Origin of the sequence: Phenylobacterium sp. (assembly GCF_030693805.1) — a bacterium.
In the GTDB taxonomy this organism is placed as follows: Bacteria; Pseudomonadota; Alphaproteobacteria; order Caulobacterales; family Caulobacteraceae; genus Phenylobacterium.
This window is the reverse complement of the sequence record NZ_JAUXZW010000416.1, coordinates 1-21,146: the sequence shown is the minus strand read 5'-3', so window position 1 is coordinate 21,146 and position 21,146 is coordinate 1. Positions and strand designations below refer to the sequence as shown.

20 protein-coding genes and 2 tRNA genes are annotated in these 21,146 nt (G+C 65.3%); 11 read left to right on the top strand and 11 right to left on the bottom strand.

All coding sequences use genetic code 11. The features are described 5' to 3' along the window. Together Q8M88_RS16945 and Q8M88_RS16940 are read left to right on the top strand one after the other, a co-directional pair. Window positions 1-1,201 (top strand): recombinase family protein (locus tag Q8M88_RS16945; protein ID WP_305598332.1); only part of this gene is annotated, 1,201 nt, incomplete at its 5' end. A gap of 205 nt (window positions 1,202-1,406) precedes the next feature. Beyond that, on the top strand, window positions 1,407-2,411 hold the full coding sequence (locus Q8M88_RS16940) for a zinc-binding alcohol dehydrogenase family protein (protein WP_305598331.1): 1,005 nt from the start codon (window positions 1,407-1,409) through the stop codon (window positions 2,409-2,411). Between the two features lie 115 nt (window positions 2,412-2,526). On the opposite strand, the gene Q8M88_RS16935 is transcribed toward Q8M88_RS16940, so the two are convergent. The 4 genes from Q8M88_RS16935 to Q8M88_RS16920 all read right to left on the bottom strand — a co-directional run bounded on the left by Q8M88_RS16935 (window position 2,527) and on the right by Q8M88_RS16920 (window position 6,535). After that, window positions 2,527-3,687 carry an MFS transporter gene (locus Q8M88_RS16935; RefSeq protein ID WP_305598330.1) on the bottom strand — a complete coding sequence of 387 codons (1,161 nt, stop codon included), beginning with the start codon at window positions 3,685-3,687 and terminating at the stop codon, window positions 2,527-2,529. A 122-nt stretch (window positions 3,688-3,809) separates the two neighbouring features. Then, a complete protein-coding gene (locus tag Q8M88_RS16930; RefSeq protein WP_371132750.1) occupies window positions 3,810-4,589 on the bottom strand; it encodes a DMT family transporter in 780 nt (259 codons plus the stop codon). A 297-nt stretch (window positions 4,590-4,886) separates the two neighbouring features. Next, complete coding sequence (locus Q8M88_RS16925; RefSeq protein WP_305598329.1) at window positions 4,887-5,174, bottom strand: DUF5681 domain-containing protein; 288 nt, start codon at window positions 5,172-5,174, stop codon at window positions 4,887-4,889. Between the two features lie 2 nt (window positions 5,175-5,176). Then, on the bottom strand, window positions 5,177-6,535 hold the full coding sequence (locus tag Q8M88_RS16920; protein WP_305598328.1) for a DNA methyltransferase: 1,359 nt from the start codon (window positions 6,533-6,535) through the stop codon (window positions 5,177-5,179). Window positions 6,536-6,753: 218 nt separating this feature from the next. Between Q8M88_RS16920 and Q8M88_RS16915 the strand changes: the two genes are divergently transcribed. The 3 genes from Q8M88_RS16915 to Q8M88_RS16905 are packed head-to-tail and all read left to right on the top strand — an operon-like array spanning window position 6,754 to window position 9,028. Continuing rightward, complete coding sequence (locus Q8M88_RS16915; protein WP_305598327.1) at window positions 6,754-7,029, top strand: DUF3489 domain-containing protein; 276 nt, start codon at window positions 6,754-6,756, stop codon at window positions 7,027-7,029. After that, a complete protein-coding gene (locus tag Q8M88_RS16910) occupies window positions 7,026-7,457 on the top strand; it encodes a DUF2924 domain-containing protein (RefSeq protein WP_305598326.1) in 432 nt (143 codons plus the stop codon). The genes Q8M88_RS16915 and Q8M88_RS16910 overlap by 4 nt, the downstream gene beginning before the upstream one ends. Further along, window positions 7,454-9,028, top strand: a complete 1,575-nt coding sequence (locus Q8M88_RS16905) for a recombinase family protein (protein WP_305598325.1) — start codon at window positions 7,454-7,456, stop codon at window positions 9,026-9,028. Before Q8M88_RS16910 ends, Q8M88_RS16905 begins: the two co-directional genes overlap by 4 nt. Before the next feature lie 623 nt (window positions 9,029-9,651). On the opposite strand, the gene Q8M88_RS16900 is transcribed toward Q8M88_RS16905, so the two are convergent. Next, window positions 9,652-9,728 (bottom strand) — tRNA-Pro (locus Q8M88_RS16900). Window positions 9,729-9,865: 137 nt separating this feature from the next. Between Q8M88_RS16900 and Q8M88_RS16895 the strand changes: the two genes are divergently transcribed. Beyond that, window positions 9,866-9,939: transfer RNA gene (locus Q8M88_RS16895), tRNA-Gln, on the top strand. A 22-nt stretch (window positions 9,940-9,961) separates the two neighbouring features. Here Q8M88_RS16895 and Q8M88_RS16890 read toward each other — a convergent pair. Together Q8M88_RS16890 and Q8M88_RS16885 are read right to left on the bottom strand one after the other, a co-directional pair. Further along, complete coding sequence (locus tag Q8M88_RS16890) at window positions 9,962-10,501, bottom strand: GNAT family N-acetyltransferase (RefSeq protein WP_305598324.1); 540 nt, start codon at window positions 10,499-10,501, stop codon at window positions 9,962-9,964. Further along, complete coding sequence (locus Q8M88_RS16885) at window positions 10,498-12,582, bottom strand: S9 family peptidase (protein ID WP_305598323.1); 2,085 nt, start codon at window positions 12,580-12,582, stop codon at window positions 10,498-10,500. The genes Q8M88_RS16890 and Q8M88_RS16885 overlap by 4 nt, the downstream gene beginning before the upstream one ends. Window positions 12,583-12,816: 234 nt before the next feature. On the opposite strand from Q8M88_RS16885, the gene Q8M88_RS16880 reads away from it, so the two are divergent. Continuing rightward, window positions 12,817-13,647 (top strand): serine protease, encoded by an 831-nt coding sequence (locus Q8M88_RS16880; RefSeq protein ID WP_305598322.1) that lies wholly within the window; start codon window positions 12,817-12,819, stop codon window positions 13,645-13,647. A 4-nt stretch (window positions 13,648-13,651) separates the two neighbouring features. Here Q8M88_RS16880 and Q8M88_RS16875 read toward each other — a convergent pair whose 3' ends face one another. Beyond that, window positions 13,652-14,101, bottom strand: a complete 450-nt coding sequence (locus Q8M88_RS16875) for a MaoC family dehydratase (RefSeq protein WP_305598321.1) — start codon at window positions 14,099-14,101, stop codon at window positions 13,652-13,654. 26 nt (window positions 14,102-14,127) lie between these two features. Beyond that, window positions 14,128-15,666: an acyl-CoA synthetase gene (locus tag Q8M88_RS16870; RefSeq protein WP_305598320.1), complete on the bottom strand. Its 1,539-nt coding sequence runs from the start codon at window positions 15,664-15,666 to the stop codon at window positions 14,128-14,130. A 153-nt stretch (window positions 15,667-15,819) separates the two neighbouring features. Between Q8M88_RS16870 and Q8M88_RS16865 the strand changes: the two genes are divergently transcribed. The 3 genes from Q8M88_RS16865 to Q8M88_RS16855 all read left to right on the top strand — a co-directional run bounded on the left by Q8M88_RS16865 (window position 15,820) and on the right by Q8M88_RS16855 (window position 18,418). Continuing rightward, window positions 15,820-17,049, top strand: a complete 1,230-nt coding sequence (locus Q8M88_RS16865) for a DUF2336 domain-containing protein (protein WP_305598319.1) — start codon at window positions 15,820-15,822, stop codon at window positions 17,047-17,049. A 276-nt stretch (window positions 17,050-17,325) separates the two neighbouring features. Beyond that, entirely contained in the window at window positions 17,326-17,745 is a 420-nt protein-coding gene (locus Q8M88_RS16860; protein WP_305598318.1) for a MucR family transcriptional regulator, read from the top strand. Between the two features lie 184 nt (window positions 17,746-17,929). Then, window positions 17,930-18,418 (top strand): PAS domain-containing protein, encoded by a 489-nt coding sequence (locus tag Q8M88_RS16855; protein ID WP_305598317.1) that lies wholly within the window; start codon window positions 17,930-17,932, stop codon window positions 18,416-18,418. Between the two features lie 6 nt (window positions 18,419-18,424). Here Q8M88_RS16855 and Q8M88_RS16850 read toward each other — a convergent pair whose 3' ends face one another. Beyond that, entirely contained in the window at window positions 18,425-18,853 is a 429-nt protein-coding gene (locus tag Q8M88_RS16850) for a SufE family protein (RefSeq protein WP_305598316.1), read from the bottom strand. A 46-nt stretch (window positions 18,854-18,899) separates the two neighbouring features. After that, window positions 18,900-19,661: a sensor histidine kinase KdpD gene (locus Q8M88_RS16845; protein WP_305598315.1), complete on the bottom strand. Its 762-nt coding sequence runs from the start codon at window positions 19,659-19,661 to the stop codon at window positions 18,900-18,902. A gap of 158 nt (window positions 19,662-19,819) precedes the next feature. Between Q8M88_RS16845 and Q8M88_RS16840 the strand changes: the two genes are divergently transcribed. Continuing rightward, window positions 19,820-21,146 (top strand): histidine kinase dimerization/phospho-acceptor domain-containing protein (locus Q8M88_RS16840; protein ID WP_305598314.1); only part of this gene is annotated, 1,327 nt, incomplete at its 3' end.

The window sequence follows — 21,146 nt, the reverse complement described above, 5'->3', positions numbered from 1 at the left end:
CGTCTATGACGTCAGCCGGTGGGGCCGGTTTCAGAACCCTGACCAGAGCGCCCACTACGAGTTTCTGTGCGCCGAAGCCGGGGTTCAGGTCGAGTACTGCGCAGAGATGTTTCTGAACGACGGAAGCCTCTCGTCCACGATCCTCAAGGGTCTGAAGCGAGCGATGGCTGCGGAGTACAGCCGCGAACTTTCATCCAAGGTCGCCGCCGGGCGCCTCGGGCTCTTGAAGCAAGGGTATTGGCAAGGGGCGGTCGCGGGATATGGCTTGCGACGCCAGATGGTCGATCCGCAAGGTCGGCCGGGCCTGACCCTGAATTATGGGGAGCGCAAAGCTCTACAGGATCATCACGTCATCCTGGTGCCTGGCCCCGCTGAAGAGATCGCCGTCGTTCAGCGCATCTATCAGTTGTTCACGGTCGTTCGGATGAGCCGCGAAGGCATAAGCCGGCTTCTGAACGCAGAAGGAATTTTAGCCGAGGCGGGCCGACCGTGGACGTTCCACACGGTCAACGCAGTCCTGCAAAACCCCAAGTACCGCGGCGAACTCGTGGCCAACCAGTGGACGGGGTTCCTTGGAGCTAAGCGCACCCGTGCGCCTGCGTCCTACGCCGTTCGCAAAGTCGGAGCGTTCAAAGCGATTGTCAGTCGGTCGATGTTTGAGGCTGCAGCGCGCAGGATAGCCGAGAGAACCCCGATCGTGATGTCACGAGCCGCGATGATCAGCGCCGCGAGGCGTATTTACGCCGAGCATGGCAAAATAACCCTGCGGCTCCTGGGGGACGCGCCCGACGTGCCGATGGGGACAACATGGCTGAAGCATTTTGGCAGCGTCGCTGCGATATACGAGGCGATCGGTGAACCCCTGCCTCGTCCGCCGCGGCGACAGCAGATTGTCCGGCTCAGCAACGAGGAGATGCTCCGACGCTTAGCGCAGCGATACGAGCGCATCGGTTATCTGACCCGCGGCATCGTCGACGCGGATCCAGCCCTCCCCAGCGTCAGCACCTATGCGCATCATTTCGGGAGCCTTGCGAACGCCTACTTGCGCGTTGGCTTCATCCAGATGCCGGCTAACGTACGAAACTCCGCGGTTGGCAGGGCGCGCCTCCTCGCAGCTCGCATCCAGGCTCAGTCACTTGGGTCGCCCGCAAGGACACGCCAGAGGAGAGCGTCCGGGTTAGCCGCGGGTACACCGAGCTGACAGTTCGCGAGGTGATGCGATAGTGTGGACGACGCCAGACGCACTCGCCTTGAGCGTCCCTGCGAGGGGGTGCAGGGCCATCGGACTGTCCTCGTGCCAGGCCCACCCGCAGAAATCGCCATCGTTCAGCGGGTCTATCGAATGTTCACCGTCGCGGGACTGCACCGTCCAGCCATCACGCGCATCTGGTTGAGAGCGAGGTAATATGAAATCAGTTGGCTATTTCAAACCGACGACTGCCGCCGTTGAAGGGGCTCTGCTGAATCTCGAGACCCCACGCCCTGTGCCACTCGCCCACGACGTGCTAGTCGGCGTACGTGCGGTATCTATCAACCCAGTCGATGTGAAAGTGCGCGCGGCGCGTGCCGGAACTCCGGAAAGCCCAGTGATCCTTGGCTTCGACGGCGCCGGCGTGGTGGTTGAGGTCGGCTCGAGTGTGACACTGTTCGCGCCGGGTGACGAGGTCTGGTGGGCAGGCGATCGCAATCGTGCGGGATCCAATGCGGAGTTCCAGTTGGTTGATGAGCGCATCGTCGCCCGCAAGCCTCAAAGTCTGAACTTCGCTGAAGCCGCGGCGATGCCGCTCACCACGCTCACCGCTTGGGAAGCGTTGTTCGAATCGCTCCGCGTGACGCGCGATGAACGGGGTGTGATCCTGATCATCGGCGGAGGCGGCGGTGTCGCGTCGATGGCCATTCAGCTAGCGCGGCGCCTCACCAATCTCACCGTGGTTGCGACATCGTCACGACCCCAGACGCAGGCCTGGGTTCGCGAACTGGGCGCACATCACGTGATCGACCATCGTCAGCCACTGGCCGAGCAGATGAGATCCCTAAACCTTCCATTCGCCGACTACGTCTTCGCCACCACCCACGCTGGAGAACACTGGCCTCAGATGGTCGAGGTCGCACGTCCGCGGGGGCGTATGGCGCTGATTGAGGGACCGGACCAATTCAATTTGCGTCTGATGGCGGACAAGAGTCTGACGGTCTCGTGGGAGCTCATGTTCACACGGCCGACACAACAGCCCGGAGACATGATTGTGCAGCATCACATCCTCACCGAGGTGGCGCGCCTCGTTGATGAGGGCGTACTGCGCACGACCGCTCAGCAGAACTTGGGGCGGATTAACGCGGCGAACCTTATTGCCGCTCACGCCATAAGTGAAAGCGGCCGTGCCCTCGGCAAGCTGGTGCTCGCTGATTGGTAGACCGATTGAACGACTGGCGGACGTCAGGGCGGTCCTGGTGACGATTGCGAAGCTCTCTTTCGTCGCCGGCGAGCATCGGCTGCAGTAGCGTCGCAGCGCGCGCCTGGGTTTCTCGTCACGAATGCTGTGGAGCGAGCCTTCGTTTCGGCGCAGCCAGGACAAAGAAGAGACCCGCCGCTGCAGTCGCCGCGCCGGCGAGTGCAACGGCTGGAAAACCCAGCCCCGCTGCGATCACGCCACCACCGAGCGCAGCGCCGATTGCATTGCCGAGGTTGAACGCGCCGATGTTCACGGATGAGGCAAGGCTGGGCGCGTCATGCGCGGCGGTCATCACTCGCACTTGCAGCGGCGGCACGAGCGCGAAGCTCGCCACGCCCCACAGGAAGATCAACAACGCCATCCAGAGAGCGTGGGGCATCAACCAGGCGATGGCGATCAGGATCACGGATAGCGACGCCAAAGTGACGATGAGAGTGCGGTCAACCGAACGGTCAGCAAACTTGCCGCCGAGCCAATTGCCGACGGATAATCCGACGCCGTAGAGGACAAGCATCGCTGTCAGGAAGCCGAGCGAGGCGTGAGTGGCCTCGCGCAGGATGGGCGCGATGTAGGTGAACACCGTGAACATCGCGCTGGACCCCATCACCGTGAGCGCCAGGGCGGAGAGCACTTCGCCACGTCCCAGGGCGCGAACCTCCGACAAGATGTCGGCGCTCCCAGTCGCAGACAGCGGGGGAAGGGTGAGCCGAAGCGACGCCATGGTCGCCAGGCCGAGCGCTGCAATGCCCCAGAAGGACGCTCGCCAGCCCAGATGTTCGCCCGACCACGTCGCCAACGGGACGCCAACGACATTCGCGATCGTAAGCCCCATGAACATCGCCGCTACGGCGCTGGCGCGACGTTCAGGAGGCACGAGGCTGGCCGCGACAATTGAGCCGACGCCAAAAAAGGCGCCATGGTTGAGCGAGGTCAGCAGGCGCGCCGCAAGCAGCATGCCGTAGCCGTCGGAGACGGCGGCCAGCACATTACCGAGCGTGAAGATCGCCGCGAGCATGATCAGTAGCGTTCGACGCGGAACACGTCCGGTCGCGATTGTCATCAGCGGCGCGCCGAGCATGACCCCTAGGGCATAAGCGCTGATCAGCAAGCCGGCCTGGGGGATGGTGGCGTTGAGGTCTTTGGCGATCAATGGGAGCAGGCCCATCGGCGCAAACTCGGTCACGCCGATGCCGAAAGCGCCGACCGACAACGCCACTAGTCCAAGATCCAGTTTCACGTCGACCGCCCCCGACCTGTGCGCAGTTGCGATGTACCATGACGGCCCACCGGTTTGGCCATGACGGACGAGGCCTACAGCCGGCTAACCCAGCCGCCAAACGGCTTGGGCTGATAGAGCCCTTACTCGTGCGAACGACCTTGAAGCGCCCGGCGAGCCACGTGGTGCTCGCGCCACGTGATCAACAGGGTTGAAGCGACGACCACCAACGCACCGGCAACAGTCCAGAGGCTCGGTAATTCGCCGAATAAAACGAATCCGAACAGCACGGCCAAAACGAGGCGGCTATAGTCAACAGGCGCCATGGCCGCGGCGTCGCCGATTTGGATTCCCTTGATGTAGAAAGCCAAGGTCGCGCTAGCGAGCATCCCCATCAAACTGAGCAAAGCCAAATCTGCCGGGGCGGGTACACGCCACGTCAACATGGCCCCGGGAATCGAGAAAATGAGCCCGAGTCCCGCCGACCAAACCATCATCACTGTCGGGCTCGTGTCGTGGCTGATGCTCTTGATGCCTAGAATTGACAACGCCAGCAGGAGAGACGAGGCCAACATCGCTAGCCCTGGTAAGCCAAACTCCAGTCCGCCGCTCAGCTTAGGTGCGAGCATAATCAACACCCCGCCAAATCCGACAAGCGTCGCGCCGATCCGCAGCGGCCCGACTGTCTCGCGCAGAAATACTCCGGCGAGAACAACTATCCAAAGTGTCCGCGTAAATGAAAGGGCGTTGGCATCCGCCAGCGGCATGTTCTGGAACGCGTAAAATGACAGCATGAGGCCGCCGGTAGCGGTCGCTGCTCGGTAGGATAAGAACCCTGGGTGGGACGTTGCATAAGCGCCGCGCCCGCGCCGGATGATTAGAGGCACAAGGATGAGGAAGCCGGCCAGCTGGCGATAAAATATCTGGAGGAGAGACGGCTAGTGATCGCCGAGGAACTTGATTAGGGCCGACATGAGCGTGAAGGACACGGCGGACGCCAAGATCCACAGCGCGCCTTCTAGGTTAGGCGTGAGCCACTTCGATTTCGCGGCCACGCCGTCAATTACCCCCTAGTTAGGATGAGCCGGTGGTGAACGCTGCACCTCGCCAGCGCCGCGAGAATGCAGCCACTAACATCCGCGTAGCGGAAGCCAAAGGCACCTTCGCTAGCGAAAACATCGACAAGACGGCAGGTGCGCCAATAGTAGCTCGATCTGCGCTCACGAGATTGGTGCGTTCCGTGAGCGGGCGCACAGGCCGAGCAGAAGACTCGTTGCTCGGCTGTCGCCCTTGATCGATCGGGCGATGGCGGACTTGATCACCGCGCGCTGCTTGGTGACGCGCTTGGGTCGTCCGGCCTCGGTGACCTGGATGGTCTCTTTCAGCTCGGCCGCGAGGTCCTCGACGATGGTCTTGGACTTCTTGGGCCGACCGGAGGGATTGCCGCTCTGGCCCTTCCTGAAGCGGCTGTGCTGGGGCGGGCTGCCGTATCCGACTTTGTGGGTCATGGTCAGGCCGCCCCCTCTGAGTTGGGGGCCGCCGCGCCGGCCAGCCGTTCCTGCGCGATGTCAGCGAACGTACGACCATCGCCGTCGAGGACCGCGTGGTTACCGGTCAGCCGTTGCCAGCGTGCGATAGCCACGTCCACGTAGAGCGGATCGATCTCCATGGCCGCGGCCCTGCGGCCGGTGCGTTCGCACGCCAGCAGGATGGTCCCTGAACCCGCGAATGGATCAAGGATGATCCCGCCGCGCTTGGAGCAGTCCTTGATGGCGTCGGCGATCAGGCCGACGGGCTTGACGGTAGGGTGGGCGGCCAGGTCGGCGTCGCGGGTGGCGCTGAAGCTGTTCGCCCCGGCGTAGCTCCACAGGTTGGTCCGATATCGACCGTGCTTGCCGAGCTCGACGTTGTTGATGTGCGGCGCCTTACCCTTCTTGAAGACCGGGACCATCTCGTGCTGGGAGCGGTACAGGCTGCCCATCCCGGCGTTGGTCTTCGCCCAGATGCAGATGTTCTTGAGCTCGGCGTAGACGCCCTCGCAAGCCACCAGCAGGTCGCCTAGGTGCCGCCAGTCCATGAACAGCGCATGGATGGAACCGTCGACGCTGGCCTCCGCCATGTTGGTCGTGGCGGTCGTAAGGAAGACGATGAATTCTTCCCGCGACATCTCTCCCGACGCCATGGCGAACTCGCGGTGGCGAACGCTGCCGAGGCCTGAGACATGGCCGCTTATGGCCACGTTGTAGGGACAGTCGCTGATCACCATCTGGGCGAGATCACCGCCCAGCAACCTGGCGAAGCTTTCTTTCCGAAGGGCGTCCGCGCACAGCAGCCGATGACCGTCGAGCCGCCACAGATCCCCTGGACGCGTCACCGCGGGCTTGTCGCCGGGCTCATCGAACTGGTCGGCCGGATCGGTAGTTGTAACCCTACCGCCGACGTCGAGCAGCATGTCGACCTCCGGCGTCTCGAAGCCGGTTATCTCAATGTCATACTCAACGGACAGCAGGTGGCTGAGGACGGCGCTCAGGGCGTCGGGATCGAAGTCGCTTTCGTCGTGCAGCTTGTTGTCTGCGATCGCGAAGGCCGTCTTCTGCTCAGGCGTCAAGTGCGTGAGCGCGATGCAGGGGACGGTGGCGAACTTCAATTGTTTGGCCGCGGCGAACCGTGCGTGGCCAGTCATGATGATGTCCGCTTCGTCGATGACGAGTGGGACAGCAAAGCCGAACTCGTGGATCGCACGCGCCAGCTTGGCGATCTGCTTGGTGGTGTGGCGCCGGACGTTCGCCGGGTTGGGTTTGATGGAGGTAAGCGGACGATGCTCAATCGCCAGGCTTAGCCGTTCGATGTCTTGGATGGGTCGGGACATAGGAGGCCCCCTCCTTTCTGTGGGGCTATGCCCTTTCATTTTTGATAGAAGGAATCGCAGAGACGGCGCTTTGGGCTTGGGTATCCGGTTGAATTAGAAGGACTTCATTCCCGCTGGACTTGTCGCGCCAAGGAAGCGGTAGTCCATGCACGCCCGGACCGCCGGGCTCGCCTCAGTACGGAGGCCGCGATGGGCGGTCGCCGATGAATGAGGCGAACATGACCAAATCCATCCAAGCAAAGGGCAAGCCGGCGGAGGCTGAGCATGCGTCGACGAAGTCTGAACCGAAGGGCAAGCTTGGCGCCCTGGGGCAGCTCCTGCTTCAGCCCGAAGGCGCTACGCTCGAAGCGATGCAGGCGGCTACGGGCTGGCAGGCCCACTCGGTGCGCGGAGCGATCGCCGGCTCGATCAAGAAGAAGCTCGGCTTCATCGTCACGTCAGAGAAAATCGAGGCCGGACGCATCTATCGAGCCAGCAAGGGAGTCGGCGCGTGAGCGCCGGCGATCTTGTCGCGCGGATGAATACGATGTCACTGGCCGAGATCCGTGACGCGTGGAAAGCCCATCTGGCGCAGGATCCTCCTCAGCTCAGGACCCGCGACCTGATGGCGCTGGCGTTCGCTTACCGGCTGCAGGTTCGGAGCCAGGGGGAAATGAGCGGCCCGGCCAAGCGACGAATGGCCGAGCTCGGGCGCCGCTTTCAGCGCGATCGCAACTATCGACCAAGCCCAGGCCCGTCACTGAAGCCTGGCTCTTCGCTGGTGAAGGAGTGGCGAGGCAAGCGCCATGAAGTCCGCGTCCTTGGTGACGGGTTCAGCTATCTGGGCGAGCGGTACGGATCACTCAGCGAGGTAGCGCTCCGCATCACCGGCACGAAATGGAATGGCCTGGTGTTCTTCGGCCTCAAGGAACGTCAACGGTGACCGCGCGCCTTCGGTGCGCGATCTATACGCGCAAATCGACGGAGGAGGGCCTCGAGCAGAACTTCAACAGCCTGCATGCTCAGCGAGAAGCCTGCGAGGCATATATAATGTCGCAGACTGGTGAAGGGTGGGTCGCCGTGAAGACGCCGTACGATGACGGCGGCTTCTCAGGCGGCTCGTTGGAGCGGCCGGCTTTGGGGCAGCTGCTGGAGGATATCCGCCGGGGCCGCATCGACATCGTGGTCGTCTACAAGGTGGACCGCCTTACTCGTTCGCTCGCCGACTTCGCAAAGATCGTCGAGACGTTCGACACAAAGGGCGTGTCGTTCGTGTCGGTAACGCAGGCGTTCAACACCACTTCAAGCATGGGTAGGCTCACGCTGAACGTCCTGCTCTCCTTCGCCCAGTTCGAGCGCGAGGTGACCGGCGAGCGCATCCGGGACAAGGTGGCCGCTTCGAAGGCCAAGGGCCTGCGCATGGGTGGGCGGCCGCCGCTCGGCTACGATATCGTCGATGGCAAGCTCGCTGTGAACCCAGAGGAAGCGCCGCGCGCAAGGCGCGTCTTCGAAAGCTACCTGGAACTCGGAAGCCTCAAGATGCTCGAACGTGAGGGCGTCGAGAGCAAGCGGTGGGTCAATCGTCAGGGCGAGCGTGTCGGCGGCGGCCACATGAACCGTGGCGCGCTCTACTACCTGCTCACCAATCCGGCCTACCGAGGCGTCACGCGACACAAGGAGAAGGCGTACGAGGACACCCATCCGGCGATCATCGATGTGGAAACGTGGGACGCAGTTCAACACAAGCTTAGCAGTGGGAACGGCAGTCACCCGGAGAGCCCGCTCCACGGCGAGCCGGCACTGCTCCAGGGGAAGCTGTTCGACGATCGAGGCAACCCGATGATCGCCGTGCACACCAAGCGTGGCGGAAAGCGATATCGGTACTATCTCAGCCGTGCCCGTCTGAAAGGGTCAGGAGAAGCAGGCAGCGTACACCGTGTCTCGACCGGCATCCTTGAGCAATTTCTGGTCGAGGCGCTCGCGCCGAAGCTGGCGATAGCCTGGATGCCTGACGCGCCGCAGGATTTGAGGCTCATCGAGTCTGTCCACCGGGTCTGCATCAGCGCCGACGAAATTGCCGTCGAGATGGCGAACTTCGCATTGGAAGTGGGCGGCTCCCGTGATGATGAAACTGGCATTTCGACCGTCAGGATACCTTTTCATATGAGGCGCAAACGTGGGGCTCTGATCCTGGAAGGCGCCGACAAATCAACCGCGGCCCCCACCCGGATTGACCGGGTACTGGTGCGCGGTGTCGTGATGGCCAGGGCCTGGGCCCATGAGCTCGAGCAGGGCCAAACACCTTCCATCACCCGGCTCGCTCAACGGGAAGGTATGTGCAGCCACTATGCCGCGCGCATGCTGCCGCTTGCGTATCTCGCGCCCGACCTCGTCGAGCAGATTATCGAAGGACGGCAGCCCCAGTGTCTGACGCTGCAGACTCTGACGTCCGGATCCATGCCGCTTGAATGGGCGGAACAGCGGAGGTGGTTCGAAAACCTGACGACCGTCTAGGCGCGATCATCCCTGATAACATCGCGGAACTTCCCTGCTGGGGTCGCTCGCCCTGCGCAATGCGCAGGGCGATTCTCTTGCGTATCCGTATGCTTCGTAGGGACGGCGGCCATGCATCCGTTCGAGCTCGAAGTCCGAACTCCCTGATAAAGTCCCTGTTAGCAGGGAAGTCAGTCCCTCGGACTTGAAACCTACACTTTTGGAATCGCCCGAGAGAGCGCGGCGCAATTCGCCCCGTTTGACGAATGAAACGCGGGCTTGGAGAGCCATGATCTGAGAGTGCGGTGCCGCTAACCCGCGGACTTGTCGGCACTACTTCCTGCGCCGGCGGGAGGCCTGGTCGGGGGCCAGACTGAATGGTCGAAGTAGTCGGATTCGAATGTTCCACACCCGGCCGATGCGGTTCCGATAACGCCCGATCTGCGCCGACCCTCCTCGATCCAACTCCAGACCGAAACCTACACTTTTGGAATGCGCCCAGAGAGCAGGCGCGAATTCGCGCCGATACGGCGCGGAATCCACGCTTTGGAGAGCCCAAAGCCCTCGGCGTAGTGCGGCAAGTTACGGAATTGTCGGGGGAAATTGGGACGCGCTCGGGAGGCGCAGTACCCTAGAGGACTTGTTGGTCGGAGTGGCAGGATTCGAACCTGCGACCCCCGCGTCCCGAACGCGGTGCTCTACCAGACTGAGCCACACTCCGACTTAGGAAGGCGGCTTATAGATGAGCGTCCTTAGCGCCGCAAGCGAGCCTGGCGGACCGTTTGCAGGCGTTGCATCGCGAGGCGCCTTGGGCTATCTCGACGCCCTCGCGGCGCGGCCTGCGAGGCCCGTTCCTGCTGGGGAATGGTGTAATGGTAACACTGCGGTTTTTGGTACCGTCATTCTAGGTTCGAGTCCTAGTTCCCCAGCCAACGCTTCTTGCCTCTCGGGCCACTAGCCCAGGTCCAGGCCAGGGCCCGTCGGCAGGCTCGCTGTCCCGCCGTTCAGCGGTCGCACCATCCACACCACGTCCAGCCAGCGGCCCTGCTTGTAGCCCAGGCCAGGGCCGACGCCGGCCGCCTCGAAACCCAGGGCCGCGTGCAGGCCGATGGAGCTCGCATTGCCGCTGTCGCCAATCACCGCCACCATCTGGCGCAAGCCCATCGCCTCGCAACGGGCGATGACGGCGGCCAGCAGAGTGCGGCCGACGCCGGTGCGTTGCACGTCCGGGGCGATGTAGACGCTGTCCTCCACAGTGTGGCGGTAGGCGCTGCGCATGCGGAACGGCCCCGCGTAGGCGAACCCCAGCATCCGACCGTTCAATTCCGCGACGAGCCAGGGCAGGCCGTGGACGACGACGGCGGCGCGGCGAGCTTCCATCTGCTCGGGCGACGGCGGCGTCTCCTCGAAGGTGCCGACGCCCTCGATCACGTGATGGCCGTACAGCGCGGCCAGCGCCGGCGCGTCCTGGATCGTCGCGGCGCGCAGGATCATGGCGCCCAGCCCCGCTCCAGCGCCCACACCGCGAAGGCGTAGTCGAGGGCGATCTCCTTCAGGAAGTCGTAGCGGCCCGAGGCCCCGCCGTGGCCGGCCTCCATGTTGATGCGCAACAGGATCGGCGCCTCGCCGGTCGTGCGCTCCCGCAGACGCGCGACCCATTTGGCCGGTTCCCAATAGGTCACGCGCGGGTCTGACAGGCCGCCGGTGGCCAGGATCGGCGGATAGGGCCGCTCGGCGACCTGGTCGTAGGGGCTGTAGCCGGCGATGCGGTCGTAGGCCTGCACGTCGCGCGTCGGGTCGCCCCACTCGGGCCATTCCGGCGGGGTCAGCGGCAGGGTGGTGTCGCTCATCGTGTTCAGCACGTCGACGAACGGCACCGCGGCGATGATCGCGCCCCATAGATCCGGGCGAAGGTTGGCGATGGCGCCCATCAGCATGCCGCCGGCCGAACCGCCGTAGGCCGCGATCCGTCCCGACCGGCCATAGCCGTGGGCGCACAGGTGCTCGGCGGCGGCGATGAAGTCGGTGAAGGTGTTCTCCTTCTTGTCCTTCCGCCCGTCGAGGAACCAGCCCCAGCCTTTGTCCGATCCCCCCCGCACATGGGCCACAGCCCAGATCCAGCCCCGGTCCACGAGGCTCAGCGAGCGGATCGAGAACGTCGGCTCCATGGCGTGGCCATAGGCGCCGTAGCCGTACAGCAGCAGCGGCGCTGAGCCGTCCAGCGGCGTGTCGGCGCGCATCAGCACGGTCACCGGCACCAGCTCGCCGTCGGCGGCCGGCGCCTGCAGCCGCCTGGCGACGTAGAGCGCCGGGTCGTGGCCGGACGGGATTTCCTGGGTCTTGCGCAGGGTCCGCTCGCGGCTCGCCATGTCGTAGTCGAACCAACGCCTGGGCGTGGTCGGCGACTGGTAGACGAAGCGGGTGACGGCGGTGTCGTATTCGTAGCCGCTGTCGAGGTTGAGCGCGTAGGCCTCCTCGTCGAAGGACACCACATGCTCGTCGCCCGCCCGGTCGGCGACCACCAGCCGGTCGAGGGCGTCGACCCGCTCGGCGCGCACGATGTGGCCGGCGTACAGCGCGAAGCCGGTGATGTAGCGGCCGGGCTGGTGGGCGATCCAGTCGCGCCAGGTATCGCGCGACGGCATGCTCGCCTCGGAGGTGGCGAGCTTGAAGTCCACGGCGCCGTCGGCGTTGGTGCGGATCACCCAGCGGTCACCCCAGCGGTCGAGGCCGTACTTGACCCCCTTCTCGCGCGGTTGGGCGATGACAGGCAGGCTCTGCGGGGCCTCGGCCGGGATCAGCAGGCTCTCGGTGGTCTCCTGGTCGCCGACGTGGATGACGATGTGGCTGTCGTCGGAGGTCGAGCCGACGCCCAGGAACATGCCTTCGTCGGCCTCCTCGTAGATCAGCACGTCCTCGCCGCCCCGGGCCGCCCGGCGATAGACGCGCGACGGGCGCGCGTTCTCGTCGCGCCACACCCAGAACAGCCAGGCGCTGTCGGGCGAGAAGGCGAAGTCGCCGTTGGCGCTCTCCACCGGCGCGCCCAGGATCTCGCCGCTGGCCAGGTCCCTGATGTGGATCGTGTAGTACTCCGAGCCCTGCTCGTCGGCGGCCCAGGCGTACAAGGCGTGGTCCGGGCTGTGGCGAGAGGCGGCGACCTGGAAGAACGGCTTGCCGGCGGCCAGCGCCGGTTCGTCCAGCAACACTTCCTCGCCGTCGTCGCGCCCGCGCGGCCGGCGCGCGTGGATCGGGTGTTCGCCGCCCGGCTCGTAGCGGGCGTAGTACTCCCACGCGCCGTCGGGCGTCGGGACCGAACTGTCGTCCTCTTTGATCCGCCCCTTCATCTCGGCGAACATCTGCGCCTGCAGCGCTTCGGTCGGAGCGAGCATGGCCTTGGTGTAGGCGTTCTCCGCGTCGAGGTGGGCGCGGATGTCTCCGGCGAGCTTCGTCGGATCGCGCAGCACCTCCTTCCAGTTGTCGTCCTTCATCCAGGCGTATTCGTCGCTCCGCACGCGGCCGATCTGCTCGATGATCGTGGGCTCTTTTCGGGCGACGGGGGGCGTGGGCGTGATCATCTACGCTAGATGCGGCCTGCGTGGCGCTGGCTCAAGCGCAGGCTGCGGCGCAGCGGATTCAACCATCGGCGTTGGCCGCCTCGAAACGTGGTTAAGATGTGTTAACTTTGTGTCGATATAAGCGCGTCAATAGGGCGCGGGCCGATCACGGACCTGCGTCTTGTCGTTCAAAACCCAGTCTGATTCATGATTGCGAGTAGTTGTATCGGGACTTTCAAGGTCTAGGGGGCGTCAATGGTCTGGGATCTCTCCACGGAGTTGATCCACGCTACTGTTCAGCTTGAACAGCCGCTTGGAGACGGAACGCGAACTGTCGGGACCGGGTTCCTGATCAATGCGCCGGCCCCTGACGGAACTCCCCGCACGGTGCTGGTGACCGCCAACCACGTGTTGCAGAAGATGCCCGGCGCCCAGGCCAAGGTCGGCTACCGGATCGCCAACGCCGACGGCAGCTGGACCTACTCGCCCCAGACGGTGACCATTCGCGACCCGTCCGGTGGTCCGGTGTGGACCCGCCATCCTTCGCGCGACGTCGCCGCCATCGCCATCGTCGCCCCGCCGGAGTTCGCCAAGGCGGCGATTCCCGCCAACTACCTTGCGGGCGACGATACCTTCTCCAAGAACCAGATCGGGGCCGGCGACGAGATGATGGCCCTGGGCTTTCCCCGCGGTCTGGCCGCCAACCAGGCAGGCTTCCCGATCCTGCGCTCTGGCCGCGTGGCGTCCTATCCCGTGGCGCCGGCCACGGTGTTCCCGACGTTCCTGCTCGACTTCTCGGTATTTCCGGGCAACTCGGGCGGCCCGGTTTTCATGACCGCCATGGACAGCCGTCGCGCCGGCGCGGCCGACGCCGCCGAACCTCAGTTCATCGCCGGCCTGCTGACTCAGCAGGTGGAGTTGAACAACGAACGGCTGGAGATCGGCATCGTCACCCACGCCAAGTACATCCACGAGACGCTGGCCCTGCTCGACAACCCGGCCGCCCCGGTGACCGTGGCCCGCGCCGACGCCGGTGTCGTGGGCGCGAGCGCCGCCTCCGCGGAAGAGGCGGCGGCGCCCGACTAGGCCCTCAGCCGGCGAAATAGATCGTCAGCGTCTCGGCGACGCAGGCGGGCTTGTCTTCGCTCTCGATCTCGACGGTGTATTCGTTGCGCAGTTGCAGACCGCCGGCCCGCGGCTCCACGGCCAACAGCTTCTGGCGCACGCGCACCCGTTTGCCGACCCGCACCATGTTGGTGAAGCGCACCTTGTCCGAACCGTAGTTGATCCCACGCGCGACGCCGGTGATGTTGAGCAGGCCCTTCGACAGGAACGGGATCAGCGACAGCGTCAGATAGCCGTGGGCGATCGTCCCGCCCATCTCGCGCGTCGCACGCTCGACGTCCACGTGGATCCACTGGAAGTCGCCAGTCGCCTCGGCGAACTGGTTGACCCGCTCTTGGGTGATCTGCACCCAGTCGGACACGCCGACCTCCTGGCCCACGAGCGTGGGCAGGCCGTTGAAGTCGATGGTGGGCATAGGCGGTATTCCTCCTTGGCTATGCGTCAGACGATCTTGGAGCCTTGCTTGCCCCAATAGGCGTCGCGGATCAGCCGCTTGTACAACTTTCCGGTCTGGTGGCGTGGCAACTCGGCCATGAAGTCGATGCGTCGGGGGCACTTCACATGGCTGATGTTCGCCCGGCAGAACGCCATCAGCTCGTCGCGCAGCGCGTCGCCTGCATTGGCCCAGTCCAGCGGCTGGATCACTGCGACGACCTGTTCGCCCATTTCCGCGTCGGGCGCTCCGACCACCGCGGCGTCGGCGACCTTGGGGTGGGTGATGAGCAGGTTCTCGAGCTCTTGGGGGTAGATGTTCACGCCGCCCGAGATGATCATGAAGCTCTTGCGGTCGGTGAGGTAGAGATAGCCTTCCTCGTCGACCCAGCCGACGTCGCCCATGGTCGGCCAGCCATACTTGTTGGTGTTCTCCTTCGCCTTCTCAGGGGCGTTATGATAGCGGATCGGCGGTCCGTTCGCGACGTGCACAACCCCCTCGCTTCGGGGCGGCAGCGGCTCTCCGTCCTCATCGCAGATCCGCAGTTCGCCGCCGGCGGCGCGGCCGACCGAGCCCTTGTGCGCCAGCCATTCTTCCGCCGTCAGGCAGCAGAATACGATCCCCTCGGTGCCGCCGTAGTATTCGCCGATGATCGGACCCAGCCAGTCCAGCATCTGTTCCTTGACCGGTATCGGACAGGGCGCGGCGGAGTGGAACACGACCTTGAGGCTCGTGGTATCGTAGGCGCGGCGGGCCGCTTCGGGCAGTTTGAGCATGCGCACGAAGTGCGTCGGCACGAACTGAGCCGTATTGATCCTGTGCGCCTCGATCAACGCCAGCGCCGCTTCGGCGTCGAAGCGCGACATCGCGACCACCGTGCCGCCCTGGCGATGCACGGCCATGACCCAGCGCACCGCGGCGGCGTGATAGAACGGTGCAGGGCATAGGTAGACCGTGTCCTCGCTGAAGCCGAAGTGGACGCGGGCCAGCTCGCTGACACGTTCGGGCGCGTCGATCGGCCCGCCGCTCAGCACCGGCTTCACCCCTTTTGGACGCCCGGTGGTGCCCGAAGAGTAGAGCATGTCAGACCCAGCGGTCTCATCGGCGACCGGGGTCGCCGGCATCGCTCCGCGCGCCGCCTCGAAGTCGGCGTAGGGTGCGCGAACGGGCGCCGTCATGTACAGCGTCAGGTCGGGCAGCAACGCCGGCAGTTCGTCCAGCACCGAACCGACCCCGGGCGAGACGATCAGCAACCGGGCTCCACAATCGCGGACGATGTATTCCACCTCGTTGGCGGTCAGTTTGCTGGAGATGCAGGCGTAATACAGGCCCGCGCGCTGAGCCGCCCAGGTGATCTCGAAGAATCGCGGCGAGTTGTCCATCAGGATGGCGATCACGTCGCCGGCGCCCAGACCGAGGGAGCGGAACAGTTGCGCCCCCTGGTTGGAGCGATCGTCCAGCTGGCGATAGGTCACCACCTCGCCAGATCCATCCATGATCAGTGCTGGCTTGTCCGGCGTTCGCCGGGCGTAGATCGATGGGTGCATGCTTCCTCCGATGACCCGGCGCTTTGATCGGCGCGTCCTACTTTGAGGGCAATGGGCCTTGCCCTGCGCGCCGGCGTCAAGCGTCGAGCGAACTGGGCGCGGGTCGCGATGCAAACGGCTGGTTAACGCCATTGTGGTGACGTGTGCGCCGACATGAACCAGACCGCGCCCGCGACGGACTTTCCAGAAGACGCCGAGCCGCAGCCGAGGCCGCCTTCGCGCGCCCGCGCGGCCTTGTTGCGCAGGTTGGCTGACGTGGTCTGCCTGCCAAGTTCGCGGGTCAACGCCTTCGAGCGCGCGATGACCGCCGATCTGCTGGTCGAGATCCTGCGCGAAGCCGGCCCCTCCGAGCGCATCCGGGTCGCCAAGCGGCTCTCGTGTCTCGGCGAGGTGCCGGCGACCCTGCTGCAACTTCTGCTGCGCGACCACATCGAGGTGGCCGAGCCGCTGCTGGTGGAATGCGCCAGCCTCAGCGATCGCGACCTCATCGATTGCGCCCGCATGGCCACCCTCGAACATCGCCGGCTGATCGCCATACGCCGCGGCGTCAGCGAAGTGGTGGCCGACGCGCTCATCGAGTTCGAAGAGACGGTGGTCATCGAGTGCCTGCTGCGCAACACCCAGGCCAAGCTTTCCCACAGCGGGGTCGAAGCGATCGTCGCCAATAGCCGCGGCGACGGGCGGCTGGTGCCGACGCTCCTGAAGCGGCCCGAGGTGCGTCCGTCCCAGGCCTACGTGCTGTTTTGGTGGGCCGACGCAGAGGCCAGGCGCACCATCCTCCAGCGCTTCGCCGTATCGCGCGAAGTGCTGCAGGACGCCGTGGGCGACATCTTCTCGCTGGCGGCCCAGGAAGGCTGGCAGGACCCCTTGGCGCGCAAGGCGTTGCAGTTCATCGAGCGTCGCCAGCGCAATCGTGCGGCGATCGAGAAGAGCCCGTTCGACAGCCTCGAGGACGCGGTGGCCGCAGCCCAGGGCGGCATGAGCCGCGAAACCGCCGAGGAGATCTCCTATCTCTCCGGATTGAAGCCGATGACCGGCGCCAAGATCTTCACCGACGACGGCGGCGAGGCGTTGGCGATCCTGTGCAAGGCGACCGGCTTGCCGCGGGCCGCGGTCAGGGCGCTGTGGCGCGGCTTGAGACGACCGGAGACCGACGCCGAAGGCGTGCTCACGCCGGCTCTCGACCGTGCGATCACCACCTATGACATGATCGCCGTCGACCGGGCGCAGACCGTCCTGCGTTACTGGAACTGGTCGCTGTCCTCGGCCATGACGCCCAGTCTGATGCGCGCGATCCGCGAGGGCGACGAGGACGCGGTGGATGAATACTCAGTACCGCAACGCGCCGCGATGCTGGCGCTCTCAAAAGAGCTCTCGCGCTAAGATCTTGCGTCGCGCGGCGGTTCAATCTCGTCGTTTTTGCGGCTAACCCCTTGAGTCCGCTGTCTCTGCGTCTATCTCAACAGGTAGAGCACACTCAGCTTACTGCACGCTGCGCAACCTAGCAGCGTAGCGCTTTGACTGTTCTAAGCGATCAAAACGATGTTCGGCGAAAGAGGCTGCTATTTGTGGTCTTGTCGGGATGATCGACACCCTCTAATGACCTACCATTGATGTTATGATTCAGATGAAACCCCAAGGGTTCACGGATAGAGACAAATGGACGAGAAATCAGAAGTGATCGAGATGACCGCGGACATTGTTTCCGCCTATGTCGGCAACAATTCGGTTTCCGCAACGGATCTTCCAAGCCTGATCCAGAGCGTGCATCGCGCCCTTGCCGGTGTGTCGACGGGCGCGGAGACCTCTGAAGCAGCTCCCAAGGAACCTGCGGTTCCGATCCGCCGCTCAATCACGCCGGATTTCTTGATCTGCCTCGAGGATGGTCGCAAGTTCAAGTCGCTGAAGCGTCACCTGCGCACCAAGTACAACATGAGCCCCGAGGAATATCGCGCCAAGTGGTCCCTGCCGAAGGACTACCCGATGGTCGCGCCAAACTACGCCAAGGCGCGTTCGGACCTGGCCAAACAAATGGGTCTGGGCCAAGGCGGACGTCAGGCGCCGCGCAAGAAGCGCTGACGCCAGTCTCGCAAAGCGAGTTCGCAACGGAAAACGCCCGCTGATCTCAGCGGGCGTTTTGCATTCCAGTTGTCGACGGCGATGAATTCATTGCCGCACCCCACGTTTTTCGCTTGCCCGCGATTCGCTGCTTGAGCGATATATGATTCTTCGCGATTCCAAGATGTTGTTAAGGAATCTGGAGATGTCGGCGCATATCGGTGGTTCTGCGGCGGCTGCACGGGCGCACGAGGAGCTGTACGCCTATTGGGCCTCGCTACGGCAGGGTGCGCGGCTTCCTGGCCGCGGCGACATCCATCCGCGCGAGATCAAGCGACTCCTGCCCACCGTCAGCCTCATCGACGTGCATCGCGAGCCCCTGGATTTCCGTCTGCGGCTGGCCGGCACCGGCCTCTACAGCGTCTATGGGCGCGAGATCACCGGCCGCACCCTGCACGACGTTTACAACTCCGCCGCCGCGGAATATTGGCGCGGCGAACTGACCAAGGTGGTCGAGGAACGCCGCCCCTCGGTGGGTGTGCATAACCTGGCCTGGCGCGGTGCGTCCCACCTGTCGATCCTGTGGCTGCGCCTTCCGCTGGCCGCCAACGGCCGGGACGTCGACATGATCCTGGGCTACGACGCGGTGGTCGGCGTCCAGGGCCAGACGCTGAGCGGCATCCGCGCCGCTTGATCGGCCTCAGGTCCGCGCGGTCAGGGCGTCGGCGTCGCGGCGGATACGGGTAGCCATCGCCGCCAGACCGTTCGAGCGTTGCGACGACAACGCGCCGGCGAACCCCAGACTCTCGAACGCGGCCTTGGGGTCGAACGCCATGATCGCTTCCGGTGTCTGCCCCGAGAACAGCCGGATCAGGATGGCGATCAGCCCACGCACGATCTGGGCGTCGGAATCCCCGCGGAACGTCACCGTGCCGGCGGCTTGCGGCTCGGTGACCAGCCAGACCTGGCTGGCGCAACCGCGCACCTTGTTGGCGTCGCTGCGTTCGGCGTCGGTGAGCGGAGCGAGCTCGCGACCCAGGTCGATCACGTAGCGGTAGCGCTCCTCCCAGTCGCCCAGGAGGTCGAATTCGCCCGCGAGGTCCGCCAGTTCTTCGTCGATGGTGCGCATCGTGGCCGACTTAGGAGGCCTGACGGCGTCGCGCAACCGCACAGCCTCAGGCGGCGGGCAGGCGCACCCGCACGGTGAAGCCTTCGCCGAGCGCCGATTGCAACCGCAGCCGCCCGCCCATCGCTTGGCAGAGCAGTTCGCAGATCGGCAGCCCCAGCCCAGCGCCCTCGCTGCGGCGGGTGAGCGCGCTGTCGCCCTGCTCGAACGGGCGCAGCAGTCTCGGCAGGTCTTCAGGATCCGCGCCTGGACCATCGTCGGCGATGACGATCTCGACGCTGTCGCCGCGCGCCGCCGCCCCGATCCGCACCTGCGCGCCCTCCGGCGAGAACATCACCGCGTTCTGGATGAGGTTGGCCAGTACGGTCCTCAGGCCGCGGGCGTCGGCGATGGCGATGGGCATCGCGCCACGCTCGAGCACCAGCACTTCGATCCTGCGGGCCGTGATCTCTTCCTTCAGGCTGTCCAGGGCGTCGTCGATCGCGTGATCCAACGGTTCGGCGCGAAGGTCGAGATCGGTGGCGTGGCCCTCCAGGCGGGCGATCTCGAGGATCTGGTTCACCAGCTTCAGCAACCGCAGGCCGCTACCCCGGATGATCGTCGCATATTCCTTGTACTGCGGCGCTCCCAGTGGTCCGTACAGTTCGGCCGCGATGATCTCGGAGAACCCCAAGATCGAGTTGAGCGGGGTGCGCAGTTCGTGGCTGGCCATGCGCAGGAACGAGCGTTTGCGTTCGTCCAGCAGGCTTGCGCGGCGCGGAGCCGGCGGACTAGCGTCGGCGGGCGCTATGACCTTCGCCGGTTCGGACATGTCGACAGCCTTCCAGGCGTTCGCCGGCATAGTCGCCCCTGTGCGCTTACGAATTGGTTTCCCGCCTGTCGCGCGCCGCGCGAGCAGCCTTACGCGCACCGAGGGTGGAGGCTACTCTGTACAGGCGGACGAATCCGTTGCTGCGAGGACGCTCAGGCTTGACCCAGACCGCTCTGCATGGCGCGCCCGAAGCGGCGGCGCCGATCGCGCGCGGAATCGCCTGGGGCGTCTCGGCGGCGTGGCTGACGGCTGGCTTCGTCGCCGCGGTGCTGACCTGGGCGCTGGGACCGCCAGGCGCGGGGCGTGAGGCCTTGGCGCTGGCGTTCGGCGCGGCGCCGGCTGTGATCACCCTGGGCTCCGCCGGACGCGAGGGGGCGGCTGGCCGCATCGTCGTGCTGGCTTGGACCATTGGGGGCGGACTGGCCAGCTTGCTGGCGGGCGGCGCGGCCGGGCCGCTCGCGGTCTGGTGCCTGACGCCGCTGATGGTCGCGGTGATGCTTCGCCGCGCCGATCTGCTGCCGCTCGCAGGCGCAGGCGCATTGGCCGCGCTCGCCCTGTCTACCTTCGGCGCGATGCTGTTCCACCTGGCCGCTCCGCCTGCGGTGCTGACCCCTTGGCTGTCCGTGCTCAGCGTAGGCGGTTTTGCGGCGGCGCTGGGCGCGGTGTTGCTCAGCGTCTACGGCGAGGCCGCGCGCGTCGGGCGCGGCGCCGAGCGGCTGCAGGGGGTTTTCGTCGAGCAACCCCAGCTCCTGCTGGCGGTCGCTCCTGACGGTCGGATGGAAGGCGTCGTCGGCCATCCGCCGCCGGGCGTTCCGGTGGCCGACATGGTCGGTCGCAACCTGATCTCCGCGGTCGTCCAGGCCCAGCGCCTGGACGTCCAGCAGGCGCTGCGCCGCGCCGCCGTCGAGGGGTCGGCCGAGATCGGCTTCACGCCGGTGGACGACGCCAGCGGCTGGGTGGTGCTCAGCCTGCGCCGCGCCTCCGCACAGCGCCTGGTGGGATCCATGCGCGACGCCCGAGGTCCCCGGGCTCGCGAGGCCGAGCTCGAGCGGGCCCGCGAGCAGGCGGAATCCCAGAACGCCGGCAAGTCCCGGTTCCTGGCCAACATGAGCCATGAACTGCGCACGCCGCTGAACGCCATCATGGGCTTCAGCGACATCATGCGTCAGCGGATGTTCGGTCCGATCTCCGACCGTTACGCCGACTACGCCGAGCTGATCCACGAGTCCGGCGGCCACCTGCTGGAGCTGATCAACGACGTGCTCGACATGTCGAAGATCGAAGCCGACCGGTACGAGCTGGCGCGCGAGGAGTTCGACGCGCGCGAGGCGGTCAGCGCGGTGCTGCGGCTGATGCGTGGCCAGGCCGACCGCGCCGGCGTGCAGCTCCGCGGCGTGCTGCCGCGCGAGCCGCTGGAGGCCGACGCCGACCGCCGGGCGGTGAAGCAGATCGTCATGAACCTTATCTCCAACGCGCTGAAGTTCA

What these genes read in the sequence shown, in the direction of transcription:
- Q8M88_RS16860 (WP_305598318.1), top strand. Translation starts at nt 17,326, where the DNA reads ATGGACGAGAAATCAGAAGTGATCGAGATGACCGCGGACATTGTTTCC.
- Q8M88_RS16875 (WP_305598321.1), bottom strand. Translation starts at nt 14,101, where the DNA reads ATGCCCACCATCGACTTCAACGGCCTGCCCACGCTCGTGGGCCAGGAG.
- Q8M88_RS16870 (WP_305598320.1), bottom strand. Translation starts at nt 15,666, where the DNA reads ATGCACCCATCGATCTACGCCCGGCGAACGCCGGACAAGCCAGCACTG.
- Q8M88_RS16850 (WP_305598316.1), bottom strand. Translation starts at nt 18,853, where the DNA reads ATGCGCACCATCGACGAAGAACTGGCGGACCTCGCGGGCGAATTCGAC.
- Q8M88_RS16865 (WP_305598319.1), top strand. Translation starts at nt 15,820, where the DNA reads ATGAACCAGACCGCGCCCGCGACGGACTTTCCAGAAGACGCCGAGCCG.
- Q8M88_RS16845 (WP_305598315.1), bottom strand. Translation starts at nt 19,661, where the DNA reads ATGTCCGAACCGGCGAAGGTCATAGCGCCCGCCGACGCTAGTCCGCCG.
- Q8M88_RS16920 (WP_305598328.1), bottom strand. Translation starts at nt 6,535, where the DNA reads ATGTCCCGACCCATCCAAGACATCGAACGGCTAAGCCTGGCGATTGAG.
- Q8M88_RS16890 (WP_305598324.1), bottom strand. Translation starts at nt 10,501, where the DNA reads ATGATCCTGCGCGCCGCGACGATCCAGGACGCGCCGGCGCTGGCCGCG.
- Q8M88_RS16915 (WP_305598327.1), top strand. Translation starts at nt 6,754, where the DNA reads ATGACCAAATCCATCCAAGCAAAGGGCAAGCCGGCGGAGGCTGAGCAT.
- Q8M88_RS16885 (WP_305598323.1), bottom strand. Translation starts at nt 12,582, where the DNA reads ATGATCACGCCCACGCCCCCCGTCGCCCGAAAAGAGCCCACGATCATC.
- Q8M88_RS16855 (WP_305598317.1), top strand. Translation starts at nt 17,930, where the DNA reads ATGTCGGCGCATATCGGTGGTTCTGCGGCGGCTGCACGGGCGCACGAG.
- Q8M88_RS16925 (WP_305598329.1), bottom strand. Translation starts at nt 5,174, where the DNA reads ATGACCCACAAAGTCGGATACGGCAGCCCGCCCCAGCACAGCCGCTTC.
- Q8M88_RS16940 (WP_305598331.1), top strand. Translation starts at nt 1,407, where the DNA reads ATGAAATCAGTTGGCTATTTCAAACCGACGACTGCCGCCGTTGAAGGG.
- Q8M88_RS16880 (WP_305598322.1), top strand. Translation starts at nt 12,817, where the DNA reads ATGGTCTGGGATCTCTCCACGGAGTTGATCCACGCTACTGTTCAGCTT.